The organism is [Bacillus] caldolyticus (assembly GCF_003595605.1).
Lineage (GTDB): Bacteria > Bacillota > Bacilli > Bacillales > Anoxybacillaceae > Geobacillus > Geobacillus thermoleovorans.
Window position 1 is genome coordinate 1,238,779 of record NZ_CP025074.1, and the last position, 21,049, is coordinate 1,259,827.

Consider the following 21,049-nt stretch of genomic DNA (forward strand, 5'->3'; position numbering starts at 1 on the left):
TTTACCACGCCTTTCTGAATATTCCTTCAATTTCTTCTACAGTGATATCACGAGGGTTGGTGATCATACATGCGTCATGAAAGGCAACCAAACTCATTTTCCGTATTTCTTCTTGTTTCACTCCTATATCAGATAATCGCTGTGGCACCCCAATATCCTCTGCCAATTGTTTTACATATTCAATTGTTTTTCTTCCCGCTTCCATATAAGACATGCCACGAGTATCCATTCCGAGAAAACAAGCAATATCAGCAAATTTTTTCGGATTCGCCAACAGATTGAACTCCATCACATGCGGAAGCAATATAGAGTTTATATCCCCATGAAGAAGAGGATACCTTCCCCCGACAGCATGGGACATTGCATGAACAGCGCCTAAAATCGCGTTAGAAAAAGCCAATCCTGCCTGCAAACTCGCCATTGCCATATTGGTTTTTGCCTCTTGGTTGATTTTAGAGGCGACAGAAGGGCGCAAATATTTTCCTACTAAAGAAATAGCGTTTTGAGCTTGAACGTCTGTAAGCGGTGTAGCTGCTAGACTTACATACGCCTCAATGCCATGCGTTAAAACATCTAATCCTGTTGAGGCAGTTAAATGAGCGCTTTTTGTCGACAATGTTTCTGGATCAATAATTGCAATATCAGGAATAAGAGATCGGGAAATGATCGTCATCTTTTTTTTCTCTTTTGTATTAACAATAACAGAAAATTGGGATACTTCTGATCCTGACCCTGCTGTTGTTGGAACCATCACTTGAGGAGGAAGGGGCAATTGAATTTTATCCACTCCCTCATATTCATGAATTTGTCCCCCGTTTGTAGCAAGAATGGCGACAGCCTTTGCGGCATCAATAGAACTGCCTCCACCGATTCCAATGATAGCATCGCATTCATTCTCAAGATATGCTTCACAGCCTTTTTTTACTTCTTCGTCCTTTGGATTTATTGTTACATCACAAAATGTCGTGTATTTTAATCCTACTTGCCTGCAACTCTTAATGACAACATCGAGCCAACCAGCTTCCGTAACACCTGGATCGCTGACAATCAACACATTTGTCGCACCAAGCCTTAGACAACTTTCCCCTACTTGATGAATGGAACCGTTACCAAAAATCACTTCGGGCATCACGAACTTATGAATGTTCATCCTCGTGCCCCCTTATTGGCCATCTGCATTTTATTGCTCAACAACCTTATGTTTTAAGCACTCATTCGACATCCCGGATGAGAAATCCTCCTGATTTTCTGCAGGAGAAGGAGAAATGAGAGATCAAGACGAAAATCCCTCTATGATTAATGACACACTTGGCAAACATGGTGAGCACTTCCTGCAAACAAAAATCCTGACACTGTCCGACCTTTATAGGACGCAACGCCCCGGATATGTTCGTTCTTCTCAATGTCGTTCCAATACAATCTCGTCTACATTCACCGACACATCATTTTAGTACATCGCAACGGCTTTCTCACTTTTACCGTTACCGCACCACCTGTAGCACACCATTATTCATATCATATCAGACAAATCGTCTATATTACCAAACATCTGAACGCCGATCGCTGGGAGACACTGACCATCCCGAAAAAAAGAAGCCGCTCAGCCCTTCTGCCAAAAAAGCGAGCGCCAGTCCTCATGAATGAAGACGGCGCTCGCTTCGTTGGTAAAGGGGGCATCGCTTGTTCACTTTTGCTGCATCTTAAACTGCAAAAACAGTTCGTTGTAGTAGGCGAGCATGTGTTTTCCTAAGTTTTCGTACACTTCGAGATGCCCTGCTGAATCCAAATCGGGGTAAAAGCGCCGATCGCCCGCGATGTCTTTTGGCAAATAGCGAAGCGCCTTTTTATTCGGCGTCGAATAGCCGACATACTCGGCGTTTTGCGCCGCGTGTTTCGGGTCGAGCATAAAGTTGATGAACGCGTGCGCCCCTTCGATGTTTTTCGCTGTTTTCGGAATGACCATGTTGTCAAACCATAAGTTGGATCCTTCTTTCGGCACGACATAGTCGAGCTTGTCGTTTTTGGCAATGATTTCGGCCGCGTCGCCTGACCAGACGATGCCGATGGCTGCTTCTTCATTGGCAAGCAGCAGCTTGATTTCATCGCCGACAATCGCCTTCACGTTCGGCATGAGCCGATCGAGCTTCCGCTTGGCTTCTTGCAAGTGGGCTTTGTTCGTGTCATTGAGGGAATAGCCGAGGCTGTTTAACGCCATCCCCATCACTTCGCGCGCTCCGTCGACAAGCAAAATTTGATTGCGCAAGTCCGGGTTCCATAAGTCGTTCCAGCTTGTGATGGTCTTGCCGCCAAGCATCTCGCGGTTGTAGACGATGCCGACCGTCCCCCAAAAATACGGCACGGAATACCGGTTGTGCGGATCAAACGGCAAGTTGAGAAACCGCGGTTCGATATATTGCAAATTGGGAAGCTTTCGGTGATCAAGCGGCAGAAGCAGCTTTTCTTCGATCATTTTGCTGATGGCGTAATCGGACGGAACGGCGACGTCAAACGTTGCCCCGCCTTGGGCGATTTTCGCCATCATCGCTTCGTTGGAATCGAATGTTTGGTAAATCACTTTCCACCCTGTCTCTTTTTCAAACTCCCGAATGAGCGCTGGGTCGATGTAATCGCCCCAGTTGTAGACCGTCACCGTTTTGCCTCCGCCGTACCCTTCCGCTTCGTTCAACCGGTGGGTGATGAACATGAGGACGAACGCCGCGATGAACACGGCCGCAAACCCTTGGACAAGCCGTTTCACCTACTTTCGCCCCCCTATCCCGTACATTCGGCCGCCTTTTTGGCTGAGCACATAATAACCGATGACAAGCAGCATCGTAAATAAAAATAGCAGCGTCGACAGCGCATTGATCGATAAGGAAATGCCCTGGCGCGCCCGCGAATAAATTTCCACCGACAGCGTCGAGAACCCATTTCCCGTGACAAAAAAGGTCACGGCAAAGTCATCGAGCGAATACGTGAGCGCCATGAAAAAGCCCGCCCATATGCTCGGAGCCAAAAACGGCAGCACCACACCGGACAGCACTTGCCAATGACTGGCTCCTAAATCTCTAGCCGCATCAATCAGCGTCGGGCTCATTTCTTCCAGTTTCGGCAGCACCATCAACACGACAATCGGCACGCTGAACGCGATATGAGACAACAGCACGGACGTAAAGCCGAGCTTGATGCCAGCGATTGTAAACAGCAGCAAAAACGAAGCGCCGATGATGACATCGGGGCTGACGATCAGTACGTTGTTGAGAGCAAGAAGGGCGTTTTTCGTCCGCTGCCGCTTGACATAGTAAATGGCGAGCGCTCCGATGACCCCAAGTATCGTCGCAACCGCCGCCGACAGCAGCGCAATGACGATTGTATTCAAAACGATGATGAGCAAGCGGTCGTCGGACAGCACGTCGCGGTACCATTTAAACGTGAACGATTGAAAATCGTGCATCGCCCCGCCGCTGTTGAACGAATAATACATCAAATACACAATCGGCGTATACATCACGGCAAACACGACTAACAAGTACACACGTCCCCACCAATGCGTCCGTTTCATCGGCTTCCCTCTTTTCTTCCGCTTCCTGTCAGGACGACGATGACCGCCATCGCGATCATTAACACAACAGCGATCGTCGCCCCCATTCCCCAGTTTTGGGTGACAAGAAAATGCTGCTCAATGGCCGTGCCGAGCGTAATGACGCGGTTGCCCGCAATGAGGCGCGTAATCATAAACAGCGACAACGCCGGGATAAACACCGCCTGGCAGCCGGCCTTCACCCCGCCAAGCGTGAGCGGGAAGACGACGCGGCGGAACGTCGTCCAAGCCGAAGCGCCCAAATCGCGGGCGGCATCGACCAGCGATGGCGGCAGCTCCTCCAGCGCGTTGAAAATCGGCAGCACCATAAACGGAATAAAAATGTACACCGACACAAAGACAAAACTGAAATCGGTGAACAACAGCTGCCGCGGCCCGACGCCCAGCGCTTTCAACAAAGCGTTGGCCAGCCCGTACGTGCCGAACAGCCCTAAAAACGCATACACCTTCAGCAGCAAATTCACCCACATCGGCAAAATAAGCAACAACAGCCATAACTGCTTGTGCCGCGTCTTCGTCAGCCAATAGGCGGTCGGATAGCCGATGAGCAGCGACACAAGCGTGATTAAAAACGCATACCAAAACGAATACGCCATCATTTTCAAATAAATGGGCGTCCACACGGATTTGTAGTTGGACAACGTCCAATGGCCGTCAAGATCCAAAAACGATTCATACACCAAAAAGACAATCGGGGCCACGACAAACAGCACAAGCCAAATGCCATAAGGGATTAAATACCAGTTCCGCCACGCCCGTTCCGTCATGCGTCCTCATCCTCCTTTTCGAGTCGCATGACGTGAATCGCTTCCGGTTCAAAACGGAGGCCGACCGTTTCCCCGACTTCGGCCTTTTTCGTCGAATGGACAAGCCATTCGTTGCCGTTTTCGTCATAGCCGCAAATTTCATAATGGACACCGCGGAATAAGAGCGAATCGACGCGGATGACGATCTGCCCGTCTTCCGGCGCCGCGAGCTCCAAATCTTCCGGGCGGATGACGACATCGACCGGTTCGTTTGGCGCGAAGCCGCGGTCAACACACGCAAACTGTTTGCCGGCAAATTCGACGAGGAAATCGTCGATCATGCGCCCTGACAAAATGTTCGATTCGCCAATGAAATCGGCGACGAATCGATTGACAGGCTCGTCATAAATGTCTTTCGGCGTCCCAAACTGCTGAATTTTTCCTTTATTCAGAACAAAAATGTAATCGGACATCGCCAATGCTTCTTCTTGATCATGCGTGACAAAAATGAACGTAATCCCTAAGCGGCGCTGCAATTCACGAAGTTCATACTGCATTTCCGTGCGCAGCTTCAAATCCAAGGCCGATAGCGGCTCATCCAAGAGCAAAACTTCTGGCTCATTCACAATCGCCCGCGCAATCGCGACGCGCTGGCGTTGGCCGCCGGACATCTCTTGAATGCGCCGGCGCTCATAGCCTTCCAAGTTGACAAACCGGAGCGCTTCGCTCACTTTTTGGCGGATGTCCGCTTCTTTCATCTTTTTCACGCGCAAGCCAAATGCCACGTTTTCAAACACATCGAGGTGAGGAAACAACGCATAGTCTTGAAAGACAGTGTTGACTTGCCGTTTGTTCGGCGGGACGTTTTGAATCGGCTTTCCATGGAAATAAATCGTTCCTTGCGTCGGTTCGATAAACCCGGCAATCAGCCGCAAAATCGTTGTCTTCCCACAACCCGACGGTCCAAGCAGCGTATAAAACTTCCCGCGCTCCATCGCAAAACTGACATCATCCAGTACGGCTGCGCCGTCGTATTCCTTCGTCACTCGCTCGAAGCGGATGATTTCTCCGTTCACTTTCAGCCCCCCATCTTCTTGATGTTCACTATTCCTAATTAGAACATAGGAGAGTAGAAAGTGCAACGGAAAAATCCTTGATCACACGTATGAAAACTGAATTTTTCCTGAAGATCCCGCCGTCATTTTTCTATTTTATCTTCATTGTTTGGACGTGTAAGCGAGATTATGCGGGAGCCAGGGAAGCGCTCTTGATGAACGTGAGAAGCAATGAGATAAGCATGTTGACGGTCGCCTTGAATCCACTCCGCCAACCGATCGCGACTTAGCCTATCAAGGGAATTGAACGGTTCATCCATCAAATACAATTCGACCGGGCGGGCTAAAGCAATCGCAATATGCAGTTTTTGTTTTGTTCCTAATGAATACTGATCCACCGGGAGCGGGAGCATCTCCTCCATTCCAAGCAGACTGCATAATTCGTTCGCTTTGCGGACGTACTGTTGATCCAGCTTCCATAAAAGCCGGAAACATTCGATATTTTCATAACCCGTCAATTTTGAAAACATGACAGTCTCGGATGTCACATAAGACAAATGAGCGCGCATGTCGGGAAGCTGAATCGGATTGCCTTTATAAAAGGCTTGATAATGCAGCTCTCCTTTATCGAGCAATCCCGAAATAATATGCAAAAGAGTCGTTTTCCCCACTCCATTGGGGCCGGTGAGAAGCACGGTCTCCCCTGAAAAAATGGAAAATGAGAATTGCTGAAAAATCGTGGCTCCCCCATCATAGCGATACGTCAAGTTTTGCAATGAAAATAACGGTTCCATCTATTTCTTCCCCTTTTCCTGCTTGGCTCTTCACCAAAAGTTGTACTTGATTTTTTCTGAACTCTATTTACGCTTGTAAGGGAAAATCAACAAATCAGTGATTTTTTCAAATCTTTGTGCAGGAAGCTGTATTGCTTGTCAAGTACATGTTGTGGTGAAGAGCCTCCTGCTTTTTAGACCGTCTATTTTTATACATGAGACACCGTTGATTCCAACCATGCTGAGATGATGAGCAGCGCGACCGCCAGCACTAGTAAAAAGAGGATATCCCGTATATAGAGCGTTTCTTCTTCTCCTCTTGCTCTTTTTTTGACGATTTGAAGAAACCGCCATGTCTCGTACCCTAATGTACAAAACAAGATATGGCCGATGATTTCAGGAATCGCGTGAGGAAAGACACCGGTCATCAACGGCTGCATGCCATATCCTGTGGCGACTCCTCTCACGATCACGCCTAGCATTGCTGCGTTGTAACCGAGATAAAGGGTATTGGCCATTCCTAGCGTCAGCCATCCGCCAACCATCAAAATGGCTCCAACCATCAAGTTGTGGCCTAAAGTGGTCCAAAACGCCATGGAAGTCGGATGAATCGTAAGCTTTTGTGAAAAAATCACTGCTCCAAAAGCAAAACATACAATGTACACACCTAACGACAATAACATATACGGCAAATGAGTGTGAATCGCTCGTCTGATCACCGCAAATGCCTCCTCACGTGCGCCGAGCATATTGAGAACTATTCCATAATACAAGGTACAGCATCAAGACAAACAAAACGCTGTAACATGCCCAACTCCAACCTTTCAAGAGCATAAAAAAGGCAGAAAGAAGCGATGAAAAAACGGTTATGTAAATCAATAAGCGATGAAACGAATGATTTCCAGCCGCAATCACCATATACCCCGCATAATCACGTGGAGATGTCAATGCCGCCTGCTCGCCGCTAGCTAAAACGAGACAGAACACTTCATAATCGGTGCGCAAAATCCGTTTGACAACAAGCGAATAGGCGGGCATCATCACCACAGCTCCCATTGCTGCCCAAAGCCCTCCACTCATCCCCAATAATCCTATGTATTCGAGAAGCAGCAATCCTACTGCCGTCATGCATGGGTAGACGCCTAATCGCTCAAGCAGCGTCCATTTCGCTTCGATTAACGGTACAAGAGGAGGTGGAGAAAGAAGACGAAACACAGTGAGACGCTCCATCTCGCTTTCAAACTGAAAAATGTCGCGAAAGACGTCGGTAATGGCTCGCAACGTGCCTGTCATGACGATATACATTTCAAACATAAACAAAAACAAAATGATCAACCCATTATGAACGATCGGCAACAGCGCCAAATTCGCTCCCGCAACCAGAAACCATTCCCCCGGCAAAAATAGCGACCAAGGCGGTTTCGTCAACTCACGGGCTTGGCGTGTTAACAGACAAAGATCTTTATATAAAATTGCATTATTCGTGCTGCGAATTTTTAACGACTCTATGACACGTTGATGCCATGAATATAGCATGTACGCTGCCTTGTCAGAATGAGACGCACGAGTGAAAGAAAAACAAATCAAAGCCAACAGAGCGAATCCAGCACCGATGAATGATAAAGCTGTACTTGAAAATGACCACCCTTCCCCCCAACTTGTCATGCATTCATAAAACAGCTGTTGCCAATGAGCAACATAACCATCCATATACACAAGATAAGAGAGCGACAACCCATACATTCGAACCGCTTGGCGGGACAATTGCAGCAACGGCACAATCGCCGCAAGCACGACATAACCAATCGCCAATGATGCCATTCGAAAGAAAAAGGCAGAAAATGCGCCCATCGCTCTAAAAGTTGAGCCACGCACTATATGCGATGTCACATAAAGAAGCAACAACATCGTATGTCCAAACCATACTAATGATGCGCCTGTGATCCCGAACATCACCATCAACCCAATTGAAGGAGGCAACCAAATCGGCAATAGCCGCAAAAGCGACACAGCATAGTGGATTTTGAGCAATCGCCGCCATACCTCGTCATCCCGCACCCCAGACAGACGCACATAATGATAATGGTATTGACGTTGCAATGCCTCTTTGGACTCAAGCAAAACTCCTATTAAAGGACTGACAGACATAAAAAAGAGAAACGCCATAATCGCAGAAGGACGAAACATGATAAATGATCGAGTGCAAATGATCACAACCAATATCCCCGAAACAAGCCATTTCGCCGCTTCCACCAAGAACATGGTCATCTTCGGAGAAAAAGGCGATTTTTTCTGCAATGGGGCCAAACTACTTCGTTGTCGTTGTTGATATAACAGCCATACGAGTTTCACTTCTCTTCCCCCACATTGATTTACTCATTAGGAACGGCAGGGAGTTTTTCCCCTGCCGTTTTGCCTTTTACCATGCAATCGCTGCCGCTTTTCCTCGTTCCGCCACTATTTTTTTCACCGTCGCGACAAAAGCTGACCACCCAATTTCCAAAATGGCGTCGACTCCACCTGACAAAATAGCGGTGATCCCAAGAATAATAGAAATGAGAGTGGAGCCGGTCAACACAATCGAAACAACCGTCGTCGCGATTGACTGTGACACGCCGAGCGTCCCGGCAACAAGCGCCAGCAAACTCATAACCTATCACCTCCTTCCAGTAAATGATAATCGATCAAAACTTTTTTCAAAAACATTCTGTGTCTATCTCATCCTTCGCACTAAACGAGAATAAACCCCGCCGTAAAGCAGCACCAATACAATAAATCCTATTTTGATGGGCATGCTGGCCGCTTTTAGGCGAAAAGCAACTCCAATCAACACAACAAGCGGCAGGCTAATCAGAATAAAATACGGCCACGACCATTGTTTCACCCACTTCACTCCTGTCTGCGATGCGGTTTCTAGTAAATTCCTTGTTAATATCATCCATTTTAATCATACACCTTGACTCTAAAAAAAAAAAGAGAGAAATCGTTCGACAATTTTGTCTTTTTTTACATATTTCGACATATTTCATGCTATTGAAATGAAACAGAGATGCTTTTAAGAGCTTGGTACAAGGTAAGCGTTGATCCAAGAAATTCTTTTTGAAATTTCCTCGCTTCACCGTATTGAATAATTTCAAAAAATACATTAAATTATATAGTAATAGTCAAGACGAAATAAACAACCGCATACGGACATTCTTATCAAGAGAGGGGGAGGGACTGGCCCGGTGAACCCTCAGCAACCTGGCCGCGGCCAAGGTGCTAAATCCAGACAGGCAACAGCCTGGAAGATAAGAAGAAGCGAATGAAAAGTCTTCTTCTTATAGAAGGCTTTTTTCTTTTACTACGGAGAAACGGGGGAATCGAACGTGGGATTGCTGGATGAGTTGAAAGAACGCATTCTCATCGCTGACGGAGCGATGGGGACGCTTCTATATTCGCACGGCATTGACCGTTGTTTTGAAGAATTGAATCTATCCAATCCAGATGAAATCGTTCATATTCACGAGGCGTATATCGCGGCGGGCGCCGATGTCATTCAGACGAATACATACGGCGCCAACTATGTGAAACTCGCGCGCTACGGCTTGCAAGACGAGGTGCCGGCGATCAATCGCGCCGCTGTAAGACTGGCGAAGCAAGCAGCCAATGGGGGGGCGTACGTGCTCGGAACGATCGGAGGGCTGCGCACGTTAAACAAAAGCGTCGTCACGCTCGAAGAAGTGAAACGGACGTTTCGCGAGCAGCTGTTTGTGCTGCTTGCCGAAGGGGTTGATGGTGTGCTGCTGGAGACGTATTACGATTTGGAAGAGTTGGAGACGGTGCTTGCCATCGCGCGCAAAGAGACGGACTTGCCGATTATCGCCCATGTGTCGCTCCATGAAGTCGGCGTTTTGCAAGACGGCACGCCGCTCGCGGACGCCCTTGCCCGCCTAGAGGCGCTCGGGGCCGATGTCGTCGGACTGAACTGTCGTCTCGGTCCATATCATATGCTTCGGTCGCTCGAGGAAGTGCCGCTGCCGAAGCAGGCGTTTTTGTCGGCGTATCCGAACGCGAGCCTCCCGGATTACCGCGATGGCCGGCTTGTCTATGAAACGAACGCGGAATATTTTGAAGAGGCGGCCAAAGCGTTCCGCGATCAAGGGGTGCGCTTGATCGGCGGGTGCTGCGGCACGACGCCGAAACATATTGAGGCAATGGCAAAGGCGCTCGCCGACCGGACGCCGGTGACGGAAAAAACGGTGAAACGGCGCGCGGCATCTGTATCGGTGCAAGCCGATCGGCCCGCGCCGACTCCGCTTCCCGAGCTCGCCCGCACGCGCCGCTCGGTCATTGTGGAGCTGGATCCGCCGAAAAAATTGGGGATTGACAAGTTTCTTGCTGGGGCGAAAGCGCTCCATGACGCTGGCATCGACGCGCTGACGTTGGCCGACAACTCGCTTGCTACGCCGCGCATCAGCAACGCCGCCGTCGCCACGATCGTGAAAGAGCGGCTCGGCGTCCGCCCGCTCGTGCATATTACGTGCCGCGACCGCAACTTGATCGGCCTGCAGTCGCATTTGATGGGGTTGCATACGCTCGGCATCACCGACGTGCTCGCTATTACCGGCGACCCGTCGAAAATCGGCGATTTCCCGGGAGCGACGTCCGTGTATGATGTGTCGTCATTCGATCTCATCCGCTTGATCAGCCAATTCAACGAGGGATTATCGTACTCGGGCAAACCGCTTGGGCAAAAAACGAACTTCTCGATCGGCGCTGCGTTCAACCCGAACGTCCGCCATTTGGATAAAGCAGTTGAGCGAATGGAGAAAAAAATTCAATGCGGCGCCCACTATTTCTTGACCCAACCGGTTTACTCGGAAGAAAAAATCGTGCAAATATATGAAGCAACGAAACATCTCGCCACGCCGATCTACATTGGCATTATGCCGCTGGTAAGCGCGCGCAACGCCGAGTTTTTGCACCATGAAGTGCCGGGGATCACTCTGTCGGACGAGATTCGCGCCCGCATGGCCGCCTGCAGCGGCGACCCGGTGCAAGCAGCCAAGGAAGGCATCGCTATCGCCAAATCGCTCATTGACGCGGCGTTTGATTTGTTTAACGGCATTTATTTGATCACGCCGTTTTTGCGCTACGACATGACGGTCGAGCTCGTCCGCTACATTCACGAAAAAGAAGCGGCCGCCAAAGAAAGGAAGGTTGTTCATGGCTAACGTCACCTTAGAACAGCAACTGCAAAGAAAAATTCTTGTCATCGATGGCGCCATGGGCACGATGATCCAAAACGCCAACCTATCGGCCGCCGACTTTGGCGGCGAGGCGTATGAAGGGTGCAACGAATATTTGACCCTCACCGCCCCGCATGTTATCCGCCGCATTCACGAAGCGTACCTAGAAGCCGGTGCTGATATCATTGAAACGAACACGTTCGGGGCGACGCGCATTGTGCTCGATGAATACAACCTCGGGCATTTGGCGCTCGAGTTGAACATCGAAGCGGCCAAGCTCGCCAAACAAGCGGCGGAGGCGTTCTCAACTCCCGACTGGCCGCGCTTTGTCGCCGGGTCGATGGGGCCGACGACGAAGACGTTGTCGGTGACAGGCGGCGCGACCTTTGAGGAACTCGTCGCCGCCTATGAAGAACAAGCGCGCGGGCTGCTGTTGGGCGGCGTCGATCTTCTGTTGCTGGAGACGTGCCAAGATACGTTGAACGTAAAAGCCGGATTTCTCGGCATTTCCAAGGCGTTTGAGGCGGTCGGCCGCCGCGTGCCGCTCATGATTTCCGGCACGATCGAGCCGATGGGCACGACGCTCGCCGGCCAGGCGATCGATGCGTTTTTCATCTCGGTGCGCCATATGAAGCCGATCGCCGTCGGCTTAAACTGCGCGACCGGCCCGGAGTTTATGACCGACCATTTGCGGACGCTCGCCTCGCTTGCGGATACGGCGGTCAGCTGCTATCCGAACGCCGGGCTGCCGGATGAAGAAGGCCGCTACCATGAAACGCCGGAGATGTTGGCAGAGAAAATCCGCCGCTTTGCCGAAAAGGGATGGATCAACATCGTCGGCGGGTGTTGCGGCACGACGCCGGACCATATTCGCGCCATCGCCGAAGCGGTGCGCGGCATCCCGCCGCGGGCGATCCCGTCTTCGTTTGACGTCCACGCCGTCTCCGGCATCGAGGCGCTCATTTATGAGGAAACGATGCGCCCGCTCTTTGTCGGCGAGCGGACAAACGTCATCGGCTCGCGCAAATTCAAGCGCCTCATCGCCGAAGGGAAATACGAAGAAGCGGCGGAAATCGCCCGCGCCCAAGTGAAAAACGGCGCCCATGTCATCGACATTTGCCTCGCCGACCCAGACCGCGACGAACTCCATGACATGGAGCAGTTCGTCCGCGAAGTCGTGAAAAAAGTGAAAGTGCCGCTTGTCATCGATTCAACCGACGAGCGCGTCATTGAACGCGCCCTCACCTACTCGCAAGGAAAAGCGATCATCAATTCGATCAACTTGGAAGACGGCGAGGAGCGGTTTGCGAAAGTCGTTCCTCTCTTGCACAAATACGGCGCCGCTGTCGTCGTCGGCACGATCGATGAACAAGGGATGGCGGTCACCGCCGAACGAAAGCTGGAAATTGCCTTGCGTTCGTATGACTTGCTCGTGAACCGCTACGGCGTGCCGGCGCGCGACATCATTTTCGATCCGCTCGTCTTCCCGGTCGGCACCGGTGATGAGCAATACATCGGCGCGGCGAACGAAACGATCAAAGGCATTCGCCTCATTAAAGAGCAACTGCCGGAGTGCTTGACGATGCTCGGCATCAGCAACGTCTCGTTCGGCTTGCCGCCGGCCGGGCGCGAGGTGCTCAACTCCGTCTTTTTGTACCATTGCACGCAAGCTGGGCTCGATTATGCGATCGTCAACACTGAGAAGCTTGAGCGGTTCGCCTCGATTCCGGAAGAGGAAGTGCGGATGGCCGAAGCGCTTTTGTTTGACACGAGCGATGAAACATTAAACACCTTTATCGAATTTTACCGAAGCAAAATCACCGCCGCCAAGCCGGCTGAGGAGAACTTGAGCTTGGAAGAGCGGCTCGCCCGCTACGTCATTGAAGGGTCGAAAGACGGGCTCATTCCCGATTTAGAGAAGGCGCTTGAGACCTACTCCGATCCGCTGTCGATCATCAACGGTCCGCTTATGGCCGGCATGGATGAAGTCGGGCGGCTGTTCAACAACAACCAGCTCATCGTCGCCGAAGTATTGCAAAGCGCGGAAGTGATGAAAGCGGCCGTCGCCTTTTTAGAGCCGTATATGGAAAAGAAAGAAGGAAGCACAAAAGGAAAAGTCATTCTCGCCACCGTCAAAGGCGATGTCCATGACATCGGCAAAAACTTGGTCGACATCATTTTAAGCAACAACGGCTACGAGGTGATCGACCTCGGCATTAAAGTCGCTCCGCAGCAACTCATTGAAGCGGTGCGCGAACATCAGCCCGACATCATCGGGTTGTCGGGCTTGCTTGTCAAATCGGCCCAACAGATGGTCGTCACCGCCCAAGATTTGCGGCAAGCCGGCATCTCAACGCCCATTTTAGTCGGCGGCGCCGCCTTGACGCGCAAATTTACCGAAAACAAAATCGCACCCGAATACGACGGCATCGTCTTGTACGCGAAAGACGCCATGGACGGGCTCGCGCTCGCCAACCAACTCCAGCAAGGCGAAATTGACTACAAGAAAAAAGAAGCGACCGAAAACGAGCCGACGCGGCCAACGGCGGTCGCCACCGCGTTCAAATCGAACGTCTCGACCGACGTTCCCGTCTACATCCCGGCCGACCTCGAGCGCCACGTGCTGCGAAACGTGCCGCTTGACCATGTGTTGCCGTACGTCAACTGGCAAATGGTGCTCGGCCACCACCTCGGCTTGAAAGGAAAAGTGAAACGGCTGCTTGAAGAGAAAGACGAAAAAGCGTTGGCGTTAAAAGCGGTCGTCGACGAACTGCTCGCCGAAGCGAAAGAACGCGGCTGGATTCAACCCGCCGGCGTCTACCGCTTCTTCCCTGCACAAAGCGACGGCAACCGGGTTTACATTTACGATCCGACTGACGGCAAAACAGTGCTCGAGATGTTCAACTTTCCGCGCCAACCGCGGGCGCCGCATCTTTGCCTCGCCGATTATTTGAAATCGAAAGAAAGCGGCGAAATGGATTACGTCGGCTTGTTCGCCGTCACCGCCGGGCATGGCGTCCGCGAACTCGCCCAACAGTGGAAAGACGAAGGCGAATTTTTGAAAAGCCATGCCATCCAAGCGTTGGCGCTCGAGATTGCCGAAGGATTCGCCGAACGAATCCACCAAATTATGCGCGACCGTTGGGGCTTCCCGGACGACCCGGATTTCACGATGGAAGAGCGCTTCGCCGCCAAATACCAAGGCCAGCGCTACTCGTTCGGCTACCCGGCCTGTCCGAACTTGGAAGATCAAGAAAAGCTGTTCCGCCTGCTTCATCCAGAAGACATCGGCATCCGTCTCACCGACGGCTATATGATGGAACCCGAGGCATCGGTTTCCGCGATCGTCTTCGCCCATCCGGAAGCGCGGTATTTCAATGTGTTATAAGCAAAATGAGAAACGAGCTGGGCTATGTGAACCAGCTCGTTTGCTTTTTACGCACCAACCCTCGGCCGCGGAGATGTTTCCCGTTTTTTAGCAAAAAAAGACGAGGAATTGGCGATCTAGGAAAATCGCGATGTTTGTTCAAGTGTCAACCATCATTGATTCAAATGATGGATTCAGGCATATAGCATTCCACGCCAAGCCGACGAAAATCTTTTTCGTTCCAAGTGATGATCCCTTGGATGGATGCAGTGTGCTGCGCCAGCGCCGAAAGATACGCGTCAGCAAAATCGACGCTGCAACAGCGTTCTAGCCATATTCTATCCTATTCGTTGGCTAACGCCAACCGACATTCATCTCCCACCGACTCACTGGGTTACACCCTTCGCGTTCCTTGAGGTGGGAGACTTCTTTCGGAAATCCGTTAAAAAACGAATGATGATGTTCGTATCTAAAATATACACGTTTCATCCTCTTCTCCCTATCATCTACTCTGCGTTCTTTTCCCTCTTGGACATCCGTTCCTCTTTCGCTTGTTTGCGAATATCCTCCCATCTCATCGGACGGCTGTCTCCCCTAGGCGGCATGGTGCCGAACAAAGATAGCAACGCATCTTTCTTTTTCACCTTTAACGTCACCTCTTGATTTTCCCCGTGAACTACCCTCACTTAATTTTCTAGCGAAAATTTGAAGTGGGGGCTTCCAAAGAAGTTTGACTGCTTCAAGCAATCCTTATTCTTTGAGGCGTGTCCACTTCGCCGCTAGAGCATAAGACACTCAGGTCTACAGCTTTACTTTTCTTTAAGATGTTTAATGCGCCATTGACATCAGCATTAATTAGTTCAGGCATTTCATATTTGTACTGAATCTCAAAGAACCTGGCATGATGCTTAGGAATGATTTCAATCTGCTTAATCTTTTTGTCCAGTAACACAGGCGGAATCGTTATCGTGATAGGCTTGTGAGTCTTTTTAAATAGGCGAGAATACGGTATCGTGAATTTGTTGCCGTCTATACGAATCTGGCCAATGATCAGTGAATGAAAGCCATCTTTTTTAAGATATTTTGGAATACTGATAGCCTTGTGGTCATATTTTCCTTGTTTGGCAAGACTGATCAAACCAAAGAAAGATTTAAAGGCTTCATTGACCTTTTTTAAAATTTGCTGTGCCATGTTGCTGTTTAACAGCTTATAGTTTTCGTTAGTTTTTGCAAGATGATCGTTTTTCTCATAATTAAGAAATTCCTTGTGTTCAAAATAGTATTGTCTGACATTGTACAATCCGACGTTGTACATGTTCTTGGCAATATGGCACAGTTCCTCGAAGAGTCAAGTATTCTTCTTTGGTCAAACCATTTAGCTGTTGTTTGATACAAAAATACATTTTTTCACCTCCCATCTAACTATATTATACCATATTTTACTGAATCTATCCTATTTTCAGCAAAATATAGTTAAGGCGATTCATCTCCCACTTACTCCGCTTCGCTTCGTTGAAGTGGGAGTCTTCTCGCCTAATTAAGATAAACAAATGCGACTTGGTCTCCCGGTTCTGCCCCAAGCACTTCTCTGATCTTCATTGGAATCGTCACTTGATGTTTCGAAGAAAGTGTGGAGTAATACGTATACGTTTCATGTGAGGATCGCTTCATCACGATTCCTCCTTTCCTCTTTGCTCACTATTTTATCTTTACTTAATCAAAAAGTAAAGACCATCTCATTACCCAAGACGTTTATGGCTAGACACGAAAAACCAGAAGAGAAAAAGCACGTTCCGTAAATTTCCAGATCTGCTGAACAGTGCGGTCAACATCCCGAAACAAAGCGCTTTCGGGCAGGACGCTTCCCCTTTGGCTGAAGGCGGCAGCGTTAGATGCCAGCCTCTTACAAAATGATCCGTTTCATCACGCCAATCAACGAACAAGATTCGCCGCCTTGAACCCGTTCCTTTGGCTCAACGGCTATCGCCTCACCGCTTCAGAAAAAAGCATATACCATGGGTTGTGACCGGCAAACGATCTCGACGGAAACGTGGGCAAAAAAATGATCACTGTCGACCCCTTCATCGCCTCTTTGCACATATTTCCGCCCCTCCGTTCCATACTAACGATGACAATACCCGCCAAGGAGGAAAAATGATGGTTACAAAGCAACAAGCCACGCTGCCCCCGCAGCACCAGACGCGCCAGCCCGGCCTGCAAACGGAGATGAACCCGCAGCCGGTCACCATCAAAGACACCTATAAAGGAAGCGGCAAGCTCAAAAACAAAACCGCCATCATCAGCGGCGGCGACAGCGGCATCGGCCGCGCGGTCGCGGTTCATTTCGCCAAAGAAGGGGCCGATGTGGCGATTCTCTATCTCAACGAACATGAAGATGCCGACGAAACGAAACGGCTCGTCGAGCAGGAAGGAAGACGGTGTCTGGCCATTGCGGGAGACATTGGCGATGAAGCGTTTTGCAAAGAGGCGGTGAAACAGACGATCGAAGCGTTCGGCAAGCTTGACATCGTCGTCAACAACGCCGCCGAGCAGCACCCGCAGCCGAATTTTCTCAACATCACTGCCGCGCAGCTGGAAAAAACGTTTCGCACGAACGTATTCGGCTGCTTTTTCCTAACGAAAGCGGCGCTCCCGCACTTAAAGAACGGAAGCGCCATTATCAACACCGCTTCGGTCACCGCCTACGAAGGAAACGAACAGCTCATCGACTACTCGGCGACAAAAGGCGCAATCGTCACCCTCACCCGCTCGCTCGCCAAAGCGCTCGTCGGCCAAGGCATTCGCGTCAATGGCGTCGCCCCAGGCCCGATTTGGACGCCGCTCATCCCGTCGACGTTCAAAAGCGAGCAAGTCGCCACATTCGGCGCCAACACCCCGATGAAACGGCCCGGCCAACCGTGCGAAGTCGCCCCGTGCTACGTCTTTTTGGCGAGCGACGAATCGTCGTACATGACCGGGCAAATGCTTCATGTAAATGGCGGCAAGTTCATCAGCGATTGACCGCAGCCACCGCTGTTGCCAATCATTTTTAACAAAATCGCGTTACCTTTTCTCACAAAAATATGGCGTGATTGTAAAAAAACGAGTACGATAAAGCTACGATGTTCCTCTACTTCTTTACAAGGTGCCCCTCTTCTCTCACCCCACCCCGGAATGGGGGCGGGGTTTTTTGTCACATAACAAGCAGCCAATCCGGTTCAGACAAGTACGTTTGACATTCGTTTAAGGCGTGTTGGGCCATCGCTCCATCGATGACATTCATGAGCATTTTTGGTTTCACCATCTGTGTCCAATTTCATCAATCAGCAGACGATGATATGGCTTTTTTCACCACTTTGACTTCATCATGCCTCACCTTGATATTGGAAACAAATTCCTTATCCAGTTCATTTCGTCTTGCTTTATGACCTGCGATATGGGCGTCGCTTTTCCCTATTTTTGGTTCATCACCACAACATGTACTTGACAAGCGATACGTTCTCCTGAACAAGGATGTGCAAAAATCATTGATTTACTGATTTTTCCTCACAAGCGTAAGTGGGGCATGTTATGAAAAAATCAAGCACAACTTTTGGTGAAGAGCCCTATTTTTTTCAGTATTCCTCTGATTCCCATGTGATCAAAATGACAACTTCATTATCGCCATGACGCGTTTTTTTGACTTAAAATGTTCAAATCCATCTTGTTGCTCGATGATTCCCGGACGCTTAAACCGTTCGACCACTTGATCAGCATATCCTTTCGCTGCGGTGATTTGCGTATTTGAACAAACATCATCCCTCTCCCTTCTTTTGTTTATGATCATTCCTCTTACTCTTCCGCATTTGACTCATCGCCGGAATGTCCGTTTGTTGGATCATCGTTATCTCGTTTTTCAAACTTCAACCTCGTTTTAAGCTCGTCTTCATGAATCTCAAACGACTGAACAAACTCGTTGATGACCATTTCGATCGCTTTCAGTTCCCCCGTCAGTATGGCATGGATCGATTGGAGCTCTGGCGACTGCAGTTGTTGTTTCAATGTTACCCGCTTAACATACAACCGCTCTAAAAACTCCAGCGCCCGCCCGCGACGGAACGTTTTGGCGCCGCGGTGAGACCCTCTGTGCATATGGCCTCCCTTCCAAAGGGGGATGATCCTCAAATGGATGCTCATGTCCGGGAAAAAAGTGTCCGTGCATCTGATCGTCCCCTCTCCTTTCAAGCGGTTTTTTTCACTCTTGCTACCGTCACGCCATCTCCAATGGGAATGAACATGGCATCAAGCTGAGGATGGCAGGCAACGGTTTCGTTAAACTGTTTCATGATCTCCCCGCGCCGCCGAAGCGCGTCCGATGCGCCGACACCGCTCCCAGCTAGCGTGTTGTCGGCGGCGATGATCGCACCAGGATTGGCAAGGCGGATGCAATAGTCGAGATAACGGATATAGTTTTCTTTGTCAGCGTCAATAAAGAAAAAGTCAAATCGTTCACCATTCGCTGCAAGCGTTTCAAGACTTTCCAAAGCAGGGCCAATCATGTAAGTGACTTGGCTGCCAAAACCGGCTTTTTTGAGATTTTGCCGCGCCAAGCGCGCGTATTCCTCCACCAATTCAAGCGACGTTAACGTTCCTTCCTTGCCAAATCCGCGTGCGAGGCAAATGCCGCTATAACCGCCAAGCGCCCCGATTTCCAGCACCCTTTTCGCTCCAGAAATCGCCACCAACATCGTCAACAGCTTCCCGGTCGCCGGTGAGACGGAAATCGACGGTAGCCCATTCTCCTCAATCGAACGTCGAACGTCGGCCAGCACTTCGTCTTGTGGTGCAAACTGTTCATTCATGTAACGGTTTAATTGCCGAAAAAACTCTAAGCCTTCCTGATGTGCATACGACCGATTCGGTTCCATCCTACTCCCTCTTCCCAATTATATTTGTATACAAATGTATACAAAAAGATTATGAAATGTCAAACCATTCACTCCCCTAACCACTTATATTTCCATGTCACCGTTGAAAAATTACCTGAAAGCAGATCTTTTTCCGACTTCGCTTTGCATTCCCCTTTCCCCGTTCCTTATGCTCATCCACCATCTGATTATCTAGGGGATTGCTTCATTTTCCCCTAACCTTTTGTCCAACCCCAACGCGCCCAAGAGTGTCATCAAAGAAAAAACAACCCAAAATACAAAAAGACGTCCATTGACATGATGGACGTCTCTCCGTAAACATCGTTCTTATCCACTACCGCCTCGCACACGACCCACGCTCCACGAGCCGGTGCGGGATGATGATGCGTTTGATCGGTTCATTCGGGTTGGTGATTTTCTCAATTAAACTTTTCGCCGCTTCGTAGCCGAGCTGAAAAATGCCGATGTCAACCGACGTGAGCGGCGGACGCGACATTTCGGCGAGCAGCGTGTTGTTGAAGCTGACGATCGAAACATCTTCCGGGACGCCAAGCCCCATTTCATCAAGCGTTTTCAAGATGCCGAGCGCCATGAGATCATCGGCGACGACAAGCCCGGTCGGCGGCTCAGGCAACGAAAGAAGCTCCTTCATCGCCTCTTGGCCGCCTTCCTGCAAAAATTCTGCATGGACGACATATTCCGGCCGGTACGGAAGCCCCGCCTCCTGCAAGGCCGCGGCGTAGCCGGTTTGGCGGTCGACGGTCACCAAATATTGCGGATTGCCGCCGACAAACGCGATGCGTTCGTGCCCGCGGGCGATCAACCAGTTTGCCGCATCTTTCCCCGCCTGGACGTTGTCGTTGTCGACATGGGTCACTTGTTCCGCTTTTTGGTGCGGTTTGCCGATGACGACGAACGGAAAGCCATGCTTTAACAAGTACTTCATGAGCTTATCGTTTTGCCGCGAGTAAAGCAAAATGACGCCGTCCACGCGCCGTCCTTGCAGCATCTCCACGACTCGCTCGTAAATGTCGTTCTCTTTCTCTCCGGTCGACATTTGCAAAGCATATCGCTTTTCATGGGCGGCTTTGCTGATGCCGCGGATGACTTCCGGGAAAAACGGGTTTTGTAACGCCTGGTCGGCGGAGCTCGGCATGACGATGCCGATCACTTGCGTCATTTGGCTCGCGAGGCTGCGGGCGATAAAGTTCGGATGATAGCCGAGCTCTTTCATCGCCTCGCGCACCCGCTGCTTCGTCTTCTCGCTGATGCGCGGGCTGTCGGCGATGACGCGCGAGACGGTTGACGGCGCAACGTTCGCTCGTTTCGCCACATCTTTAATCGTAACGGTCATAAGGTCCCTCCTTTC

Annotated in this window: 20 protein-coding genes, 1 pseudogene and 1 riboswitch; of the genes and pseudogenes, 4 read left to right on the plus strand and 17 right to left on the minus strand. The window is 50.2% G+C overall.

Annotated elements, in window-relative coordinates; all coding sequences use genetic code 11:
• Position 1: 1 nt before the first annotated feature.
• Positions 2 to 1,150 carry an iron-containing alcohol dehydrogenase gene (locus CWI35_RS06520; RefSeq protein ID WP_011230230.1) on the minus strand — a complete coding sequence of 383 codons (1,149 nt, stop codon included), beginning with the start codon at positions 1,148 to 1,150 and terminating at the stop codon, positions 2 to 4.
• Positions 1,151 to 1,402: 252 nt separating this feature from the next.
• Here CWI35_RS06520 and CWI35_RS06525 point away from each other — a divergent pair, with 252 nt between their 5' ends.
• The gene (locus CWI35_RS06525) at positions 1,403 to 1,750 is read left to right on the plus strand and encodes a DUF1572 family protein (RefSeq protein WP_080729607.1); all 348 of its coding nucleotides are present in this window, start codon (positions 1,403 to 1,405) and stop codon (positions 1,748 to 1,750) included.
• On the opposite strand, the gene CWI35_RS06530 is transcribed toward CWI35_RS06525, so the two are convergent.
• From CWI35_RS06530 to CWI35_RS06570, 9 genes are all read right to left on the minus strand, one after another.
• The gene (locus CWI35_RS06530; RefSeq protein WP_119877606.1) at positions 1,685 to 2,758 is read right to left on the minus strand and encodes an ABC transporter substrate-binding protein; all 1,074 of its coding nucleotides are present in this window, start codon (positions 2,756 to 2,758) and stop codon (positions 1,685 to 1,687) included. The genes CWI35_RS06525 and CWI35_RS06530 overlap by 66 nt on opposite strands.
• Positions 2,759 to 3,562: an ABC transporter permease gene (locus CWI35_RS06535; RefSeq protein ID WP_096225716.1), complete on the minus strand. Its 804-nt coding sequence runs from the start codon at positions 3,560 to 3,562 to the stop codon at positions 2,759 to 2,761.
• Positions 3,559 to 4,368: an ABC transporter permease gene (locus tag CWI35_RS06540; protein ID WP_033013792.1), complete on the minus strand. Its 810-nt coding sequence runs from the start codon at positions 4,366 to 4,368 to the stop codon at positions 3,559 to 3,561. The genes CWI35_RS06535 and CWI35_RS06540 overlap by 4 nt, the downstream gene beginning before the upstream one ends.
• Entirely contained in the window at positions 4,365 to 5,423 is a 1,059-nt protein-coding gene (locus CWI35_RS06545) for an ABC transporter ATP-binding protein (RefSeq protein WP_119877607.1), read from the minus strand. The genes CWI35_RS06540 and CWI35_RS06545 overlap by 4 nt, the downstream gene beginning before the upstream one ends.
• A gap of 122 nt (positions 5,424 to 5,545) precedes the next feature.
• Positions 5,546 to 6,196 (minus strand): ABC transporter ATP-binding protein, encoded by a 651-nt coding sequence (locus CWI35_RS06550; RefSeq protein WP_011230225.1) that lies wholly within the window; start codon positions 6,194 to 6,196, stop codon positions 5,546 to 5,548.
• 188 nt (positions 6,197 to 6,384) lie between these two features.
• A complete protein-coding gene (locus CWI35_RS06555) occupies positions 6,385 to 6,894 on the minus strand; it encodes a stage II sporulation protein M (protein WP_011230224.1) in 510 nt (169 codons plus the stop codon).
• A 13-nt stretch (positions 6,895 to 6,907) separates the two neighbouring features.
• On the minus strand, positions 6,908 to 8,296 hold the full coding sequence (locus CWI35_RS06560; protein ID WP_240432154.1) for a hypothetical protein: 1,389 nt from the start codon (positions 8,294 to 8,296) through the stop codon (positions 6,908 to 6,910).
• Between the two features lie 298 nt (positions 8,297 to 8,594).
• Entirely contained in the window at positions 8,595 to 8,825 is a 231-nt protein-coding gene (locus tag CWI35_RS06565; protein ID WP_011230222.1) for an uberolysin/carnocyclin family circular bacteriocin, read from the minus strand.
• A gap of 63 nt (positions 8,826 to 8,888) precedes the next feature.
• Complete coding sequence (locus CWI35_RS06570) at positions 8,889 to 9,059, minus strand: hypothetical protein (protein WP_015374078.1); 171 nt, start codon at positions 9,057 to 9,059, stop codon at positions 8,889 to 8,891.
• A gap of 311 nt (positions 9,060 to 9,370) precedes the next feature.
• Positions 9,371 to 9,472: riboswitch (SAM riboswitch) on the plus strand.
• A gap of 71 nt (positions 9,473 to 9,543) precedes the next feature.
• Between CWI35_RS06570 and CWI35_RS06575 the strand changes: the two genes are divergently transcribed.
• The gene (locus CWI35_RS06575; RefSeq protein ID WP_119877609.1) at positions 9,544 to 11,391 is read left to right on the plus strand and encodes a bifunctional homocysteine S-methyltransferase/methylenetetrahydrofolate reductase; all 1,848 of its coding nucleotides are present in this window, start codon (positions 9,544 to 9,546) and stop codon (positions 11,389 to 11,391) included.
• Positions 11,384 to 14,794 carry a methionine synthase gene (metH, locus tag CWI35_RS06580; protein ID WP_119877610.1) on the plus strand — a complete coding sequence of 1,137 codons (3,411 nt, stop codon included), beginning with the start codon at positions 11,384 to 11,386 and terminating at the stop codon, positions 14,792 to 14,794. The genes CWI35_RS06575 and metH overlap by 8 nt, the downstream gene beginning before the upstream one ends.
• A gap of 769 nt (positions 14,795 to 15,563) precedes the next feature.
• Here metH and CWI35_RS06590 read toward each other — a convergent pair.
• A pseudogene (locus CWI35_RS06590) lies at positions 15,564 to 16,176 on the minus strand (RNA-guided endonuclease TnpB family protein); the annotation flags it as partial.
• 130 nt (positions 16,177 to 16,306) lie between these two features.
• The gene (locus CWI35_RS06595; protein ID WP_047819223.1) at positions 16,307 to 16,444 is read right to left on the minus strand and encodes an AbrB/MazE/SpoVT family DNA-binding domain-containing protein; all 138 of its coding nucleotides are present in this window, start codon (positions 16,442 to 16,444) and stop codon (positions 16,307 to 16,309) included.
• A gap of 486 nt (positions 16,445 to 16,930) precedes the next feature.
• On the opposite strand from CWI35_RS06595, the gene CWI35_RS06600 reads away from it, so the two are divergent.
• Positions 16,931 to 17,794 carry an SDR family oxidoreductase gene (locus tag CWI35_RS06600; protein ID WP_119877611.1) on the plus strand — a complete coding sequence of 288 codons (864 nt, stop codon included), beginning with the start codon at positions 16,931 to 16,933 and terminating at the stop codon, positions 17,792 to 17,794.
• 298 nt (positions 17,795 to 18,092) lie between these two features.
• Here CWI35_RS06600 and CWI35_RS18420 read toward each other — a convergent pair whose 3' ends face one another.
• From CWI35_RS18420 to CWI35_RS06620, 5 genes are all read right to left on the minus strand, one after another.
• Positions 18,093 to 18,263 (minus strand): hypothetical protein, encoded by a 171-nt coding sequence (locus CWI35_RS18420; RefSeq protein WP_160149230.1) that lies wholly within the window; start codon positions 18,261 to 18,263, stop codon positions 18,093 to 18,095.
• A gap of 150 nt (positions 18,264 to 18,413) precedes the next feature.
• On the minus strand, positions 18,414 to 18,599 hold the full coding sequence (locus CWI35_RS06605; RefSeq protein WP_050368305.1) for an antibiotic biosynthesis monooxygenase family protein: 186 nt from the start codon (positions 18,597 to 18,599) through the stop codon (positions 18,414 to 18,416).
• 5 nt (positions 18,600 to 18,604) lie between these two features.
• Positions 18,605 to 18,904 carry a hypothetical protein gene (locus CWI35_RS06610; protein ID WP_053004038.1) on the minus strand — a complete coding sequence of 100 codons (300 nt, stop codon included), beginning with the start codon at positions 18,902 to 18,904 and terminating at the stop codon, positions 18,605 to 18,607.
• A gap of 89 nt (positions 18,905 to 18,993) precedes the next feature.
• Positions 18,994 to 19,680, minus strand: coding sequence for an O-methyltransferase (locus CWI35_RS06615; protein WP_047817876.1), 687 nt, complete (start codon positions 19,678 to 19,680; stop codon positions 18,994 to 18,996).
• Positions 19,681 to 20,014: 334 nt separating this feature from the next.
• Entirely contained in the window at positions 20,015 to 21,034 is a 1,020-nt protein-coding gene (locus tag CWI35_RS06620) for a LacI family DNA-binding transcriptional regulator (protein WP_119877612.1), read from the minus strand.
• Positions 21,035 to 21,049: the final 15 nt, after the last annotated feature.